This is a genomic window from Candidatus Margulisiibacteriota bacterium, from assembly GCA_028715625.1.
Lineage (GTDB): Bacteria > Margulisbacteria > Riflemargulisbacteria > GWF2-35-9 > GWF2-35-9 > JAQURL01.
On sequence record JAQURL010000106.1, the window covers coordinates 1 to 5828 of the forward strand.

Here is a 5828-nt window from a genome sequence, read left to right on the forward strand (position 1 = left end):
CGGTTTCCAAATCGCGGAAATAAGTTTCACCTTCGTTTTCAAATATCTCGCTGATTTTTCTGGCTGCTGTTTTTTCCAGTTGTTCGTCGCTATCAATAAAAGTATAACCGGATAAATGTTTGGCAAGCGTCAGGCCAACAGTAGTTTTACCGCAACCCATGAAACCTGTTAAAAAAAGATTTTCAGGCCTCATGCACGGTCCTGAACAATAAATATTTCTTTCAGACCTTTTTCCGCCAATTGATATAAAGCGTCAAATTCTTTTTTATCAAATGCTTGTTTTTCCGCTGTGCCCTGAATTTCCACAATCTTTCCGGATTTGGTCATGATGATGTTCATATCCGCGTCCGCTCCTGAATCTTCTTCATAGCACAGGTCAAGCATGGCCTGGCCTTTAACAATTCCTACGCTGACCGCGGCAATTTGTTCCCGCAGGGGACTGCTGATCAGCTTACCGGCTTTGATCAATTTATTTATCGCGTCGCGCAACGCGATATATGCGCCGGTAATAGAAGCTGTACGCGTACCTCCGTCGGCCTGAATTACATCGGCATCTATGGTAATTGTACGTTCTCCCAAAGCTGATAAATCAACGGCCATGCGTAGTGCTCTGCCGATAAGGCGCTGTATTTCCATAGTCCTGCCTGACACCTTGAAACGTTCACGTTTAATTCTTTCATTGGAGCTTCCCGGAAGCATGTTATATTCAGCAGTAAGCCAACCTTCACCCTTACCTTTTTGATGGGGTGGCACACCGTCTTCGATAATAGCTGTCACAATTACTTTTGTATTTCCGCATTCAATAAGTACTGAGCCGGCTGGATAATCCAAATATCCTCTGGTAACTTTAATCCTTCTTAAATCGCTATTTTTTCTTTTATCAATCCTTGCTGTCACTTTCCACCTCTTCTTCTTCGATTTCTGCATAATGTGCTGTTTTCTGTATACGGTCCCTGCTCACATCTACAATGGTATCAAGTTTCAGGAGCTTTCTCTTGAATTTCGCAATGGTCAGTTTTAAGTTCTGTAAAACCTTGTCTGCATAATCATCAATTTCATTTTTTATGTCCTGCGCCTGTTTTTTAGCCTGAGAAACAATATCCCTGGCCTCATCATTAGCTTCATAACGGCTTTCAATATTCTGCTGTAAAAAAGCTGGTTGTTTGGCACTACCTGTTTCATCCTGTTCCAGCCTGGATTTAAGTATTTTATATTTTTCATTAATCATTTTACGAATAACGTCCAGACTATCCATAATTTCTTCTTTATCAATAATCGCTTCGTTTTTGGCTAAAAACATACCATGTCGAGCATTTAATATCTTTGTTTCCAACTCATCCAGCAGATCAAGAATTTCCATGTTTGGCAAACCTTTCTTTCAAAAGCATTGAAACGTGTTCAGGCACAAGACCGGTTATATCACCGTTAAACCTGGCCATATCTTTAACAATTGATGAACTCAGGTAGGAATATTTGTAATCAGTCATCAAAAAAACAGTCTCGATATCCCTGTCCATTCTTCTGTTGGCCAGTGCCAGTTGAAATTCATAATCAAAGTCAGAAACAGCGCGTAATCCCCTGATAATAACCTGTGTATTTTCTTTTTTGCAAAAATCTATAAGCAGGCCTTTAAAAGATTTTACAGTAAGATTTGGAATATTCAATTCGGAAATCAGTTGCACCCTTTCCTTCATGCTGAAAATCGGATGCTTGGTCTCGCTTTCTGAAACACCAACTATCAAACGGTCGAATATACGCAAAGCACGTTTAATAATTGAAATATGACCATTGGTTATGGGGTCAAAACTTCCGGGATAAATAGCTACTTTTTCCATTTATTTAATGTTCCTGAAACAGATTATTTGAGACTGACCATATTGATAGGTCTTGATTAATTCAAAATTCCGGGAATTCTCTACTTCTTTATCCGAATTTTCAGCCTCAAATAAGAGTATTCCGTCAGCTTTAAGTATATCAAATTTAGATATTGATAACAACAATTCATTTTTGCCTTTGTAGCCATATGGCGGGTCGATAAAAATAATATCAAACTGTTCCTGCTTTTTGCCCAGAATTTTTACAGCGTCTTCAGCTCTTTTTTTATATAAAAACAAATTCCCCAGTTTCAATCTGGTTTTATTTTTATAAGCAATATCCAGTTGAACATCAATGGCTACTGCCTTATCAACTCCACGACTTAAAGCCTCTATACTCATTGCAGCAGAACCGCAGAATAATTCCAGGAACTGCGCCCCGTCAATTCTGTCGCCCAAAATGGAAAACACCGCTCCACGCACTTTGGATGTTGTCGGTCTTATCCTCTTGCTTTCATAATCCAACGCCATCCCTTTATATTTACCGGCGATAACGTGCATCAGTTCATTCCCTGACTGCCTACAAAGAGATGAGGTTTGCTTTTCAGTGTACTAATAACTTGCTTGTATTTGGAGTTTTTATAATCTTCGGCTATTTCCGCGGCCATTTGCTTGGTTTCCAGAAGTATCTTTTCATCTTTAATCAGATTCGCCACATACATCGTAGGCAAACCACTCTGCTTGGAACCGAAATAATCCCCGGGGCCACGCAGCTGCAAATCAATTTCAGCAAGGTAAAAGCCGTCTGTTGACTGCACCATGGCACCCAGTCGGGCTTTGCCGGGTTCGGTACGAGTCTGGCTCAGTAAAAAACAAACCGAGGGTTTGTTGCTGCGCCCTATACGCCCGCGCAACTGATGTAACTGCGACAGGCCGAAACGTTCAGCGTGCTCTATGACCATTACCGTAGCATCCGGCACGTCCACACCGACTTCGATAACAGTCGTGGAAACCAGTACGTCCAGCTCCCGGTTACGAAATTTTTCCATAATGGAGTCCTTTTCCTTCTGCTTCATTTTACCATGCAGTAAACCTATCCGATGTTTCGGCAGTAAATTTTTAGCGATATGTTCTTTACCTTCGGTTGCCGCTTTCAAATCTATTTTTTCCGATTCTTCCACCAAAGGGAAAACCCAATAAACCTGATTACCCTTTTTGATTTCTTCCTTAATAAAGTCCAGCGTTTCTTTATTCAATTTTTTTAACCAGACAGTTTTAATCGGCGTTCTACCCGGCGGCATTTCATCGAGAATAGATTTATCCAGGTCACCGTAAAGAGTAAGCGTAAGTGTACGCGGAATAGGGGTGGCCGTAAGTACCAGTAAATCTATGGTCTCCCCGCTTTTTTTCATCAGAGCAGACCTCTGCAATACTCCGAAACGATGCTGTTCATCGATAATAGCCAAGCCCAGATTGGAATATTTTACCTTTTCCTGGATTACAGCGTGAGTTCCTACTATAACTTGCGCATTCCCTGCGGCAATCAGGTAATGTTTACGGATCTTGCTGGATTCTTTCAGGCTGCCGACCAGCAGTTCGACATTTATGCCCAGAGGCAATAAATATTTAAGCATCTTCTGATAATGTTGATGGGCCAGAATTTCAGTTGGTGCCATAATAGCAACCTGATAATCGTTCTCCAGAGCAACCAGAATGGCGGCCATGGCCACTTCAGTCTTTCCAGCTCCCACATCACCCTGCACCAGCCTGTTCATGGGCTTGTCAGACTGCATGTCTTTTCTGACATCATCTATAACCCGTATCTGCGCTCTGGTCAAACGATAAGGAATGCTGTCAAAATACTCCCTGGATATAGTGTTTTTAAATTTAAAAGCTATACCTTTTTCCCTGATTGAGATTAAAGACCTGCTGATCGCCAGAGAAAGCTGCAAATAGATGAAATCTTCGAATATCAAACGTCGTTTAGAGCTTAAATAAGCCTTTTCATCTCTGGGATAATGATACTGACCGATAGCTTCTCGCAAAGAGACCAGATTGTATTTATCTAGAAGTTCCTGGGGAAATGGGTCTGCGACCTGTGGCAGTTCCATTTTCAAAGCTCTGCCCACAATCGCTCTCAGCTGTTTTTGATAAATCCCGCTGGTTAAGGGATAGACCGGGACAACCCTGTTGATATTGGTTTCATCAACATATTCATATTCAGTAACCTTGATAGTTTTAATCCGGTTTACAAAGTCATACTCGATTTTGCCATGAATAAAAATCGGGATTTCGGTTTTCAGGATTTTTTTCAAAAAGGGCTGATTAAACCAGATACACTTTATTTCGCCTGTTTCATCATAAAGAAAGGCCTGCAGCAAGAGGTACTTGCCTTTTCGAATCTCTCTGATGCTGCGTAGCTTTCCTGTGGCGAACTCATCCTGGCCCGGAACAAGCTTGAAAACAGGCTTAATATATCTTCGGTCCTGATAAGCGGCAGGGAAAAAAGTAAGAACATCCCGGGTATCGGCAAGATTTAACTTTTTCAGCTTGGCGGCCACTGCCGGGCCGACACCTTTTATAAACTGAATATCCATAATTTATTAGGTATTATATTCAACATTCCTTAATCGAGTAAACAATTTTTAACCGTATATACTCGACGCAAAATGAAATTTTGTCGAGGCGCCAAGGAGCGAACAGCGGAAGTGTACTTAATAGTACATTGAGCTGCGAGCGACGCAGGCAACAAAGACGAAAACCATTTTTGCTAAGAGTATATTATTTATCTTCGGTCAATCCCAACGCCTCATTTAAAATTTTGCTTAATTCCTGAGCCAAGACCTTGGGGACTTTTATAGTAAAAAACTCTTCAGCATCAGCCGCATGCTCCTTGTTCAGCCAATCTGTTTTTTTAAAAATAAACTTAAACGCACTGCGATTTACCCGTTTGGACACTTCTTTAGTTTGATTCTTTATAGTTTTTTTCATGTCCCTGATTAACTCTTCTTCATCTGTAACAATAGCTTCGGTTTCAGCTTTCGGTGGTGCTGTCTCCGATTCGGCTATCTGCTCTTCCTTGTTTTTATCATCCTGCACTTTTTCCGCTACAGCCTGGACTGCAGATTGCATTTCAGCCATAGATCCCGGTTGAGGAGTAAAGCCAAGTGTCTGATTACTTTTTGTGCTTGTTTTTGTAGTAATATTTTCTATAGGAGGACGGCCCTGTGTTCCCTGCGGAGGTATGGCTGAAATCGACGAACTTGGAACATTTGGTGTTACCGGCTGGTCAGCATTTTTTGTATTTATATTCGGAATAATTTTCGGACCGGTCTGGACTACAGGTTTTGTTTCCATGAATATAATTATACATAAAAACCTCAAAAGATAAACACTCTTGCGTAATGCGGGACATTTTGCTATTATACAACCTGTCATTTTCGACGTGTAATCTGACATTTATTAATTATTATTTAATGAGGTGTGCAATTGGCAAATATTAAATCGGCAAAAAAAAGAATAAAAACAAACGCAAAAAAAAGAGAAATAAATTTAGCACATAAAAGCAAAGTAAAATCTTATGTTAAAAAAGCTGTGACTATGCTAGCAGATAAAAGCGAGAAAAAAAACGCAGCTGAAGTAGTAAAACAAACAATAAAAGTTATAGATACCGTTGCCAGAAAAGGCGTAATTCACAAAAACAAAGCTGCCCGCCTAAAATCACGTCTGGCAAAAAAAGTTAATAAAATATTAAGCGCTCCGAAAAAATCCAAGGCAGCCAAAGCAGTTCCAGCAGCAGCCGAAACAGAAGTAAAAGCTTAAATTCAATACATTGTGACCATGGAAATAAGGTCTTTGCGGATCCTGGAGCGAAGTGTGAACGGTTCGATTATTTCTACCTGTGGACCAAACGACAATAACCAGTAGTAGATAGTATCAATGTCCCCAGTCTGAAATTCCACCACCAGCTCACCTTTCGGTGTATAGCTTGTTTTATAATTATTATCGGTGAAC

The 5828-nt window shown here is 40.5% G+C and carries 9 protein-coding genes; 1 reads left to right on the forward strand and 8 read right to left on the reverse strand.

Going from position 1 to position 5828, the window contains the following annotated elements; genetic code table 11:
* The 7 genes from PHV30_11745 to PHV30_11775 all read right to left on the reverse strand — a co-directional run.
* Positions 1–193, reverse strand: a 193-nt coding sequence (locus PHV30_11745; protein ID MDD5457687.1) for a shikimate kinase, incomplete at its 3' end; no start/stop codon positions are given.
* The gene (gene rph, locus PHV30_11750) at positions 190–897 is read right to left on the reverse strand and encodes a ribonuclease PH (GenBank protein MDD5457688.1); all 708 of its coding nucleotides are present in this window, start codon (positions 895–897) and stop codon (positions 190–192) included. The genes PHV30_11745 and rph, both read right to left, overlap by 4 nt.
* Entirely contained in the window at positions 881–1360 is a 480-nt protein-coding gene (locus PHV30_11755) for a hypothetical protein (protein ID MDD5457689.1), read from the reverse strand. The genes rph and PHV30_11755 overlap by 17 nt, the downstream gene beginning before the upstream one ends.
* Positions 1347–1835: a pantetheine-phosphate adenylyltransferase gene (coaD, locus tag PHV30_11760; GenBank protein ID MDD5457690.1), complete on the reverse strand. Its 489-nt coding sequence runs from the start codon at positions 1833–1835 to the stop codon at positions 1347–1349. The genes PHV30_11755 and coaD overlap by 14 nt, the downstream gene beginning before the upstream one ends.
* A complete protein-coding gene (gene rsmD / locus PHV30_11765; protein MDD5457691.1) occupies positions 1836–2375 on the reverse strand; it encodes a 16S rRNA (guanine(966)-N(2))-methyltransferase RsmD in 540 nt (179 codons plus the stop codon).
* Entirely contained in the window at positions 2375–4411 is a 2037-nt protein-coding gene (gene recG, locus PHV30_11770; GenBank protein MDD5457692.1) for an ATP-dependent DNA helicase RecG, read from the reverse strand. Before recG ends, rsmD begins: the two co-directional genes overlap by 1 nt.
* A 184-nt stretch (positions 4412–4595) precedes the next feature.
* Positions 4596–5171 (reverse strand): hypothetical protein, encoded by a 576-nt coding sequence (locus PHV30_11775; protein MDD5457693.1) that lies wholly within the window; start codon positions 5169–5171, stop codon positions 4596–4598.
* Between the two features lie 132 nt (positions 5172–5303).
* Here PHV30_11775 and rpsT point away from each other — a divergent pair, with 132 nt between their 5' ends.
* On the forward strand, positions 5304–5636 hold the full coding sequence (gene rpsT / locus PHV30_11780; protein MDD5457694.1) for a 30S ribosomal protein S20: 333 nt from the start codon (positions 5304–5306) through the stop codon (positions 5634–5636).
* A gap of 2 nt (positions 5637–5638) precedes the next feature.
* On the opposite strand, the gene PHV30_11785 is transcribed toward rpsT, so the two are convergent.
* On the reverse strand, positions 5639–5828 hold a 190-nt coding region (locus tag PHV30_11785), incomplete at its 5' end, for a WYL domain-containing protein (GenBank protein ID MDD5457695.1).

What these genes read in the sequence shown, in the direction of transcription:
- PHV30_11775 (MDD5457693.1), bottom strand. Translation starts at nt 5,171, where the DNA reads ATGGAAACAAAACCTGTAGTCCAGACCGGTCCGAAAATTATTCCGAAT.
- rsmD (MDD5457691.1), bottom strand. Translation starts at nt 2,375, where the DNA reads ATGCACGTTATCGCCGGTAAATATAAAGGGATGGCGTTGGATTATGAA.
- recG (MDD5457692.1), bottom strand. Translation starts at nt 4,411, where the DNA reads ATGGATATTCAGTTTATAAAAGGTGTCGGCCCGGCAGTGGCCGCCAAG.
- PHV30_11755 (MDD5457689.1), bottom strand. Translation starts at nt 1,360, where the DNA reads ATGGAAATTCTTGATCTGCTGGATGAGTTGGAAACAAAGATATTAAAT.
- coaD (MDD5457690.1), bottom strand. Translation starts at nt 1,835, where the DNA reads ATGGAAAAAGTAGCTATTTATCCCGGAAGTTTTGACCCCATAACCAAT.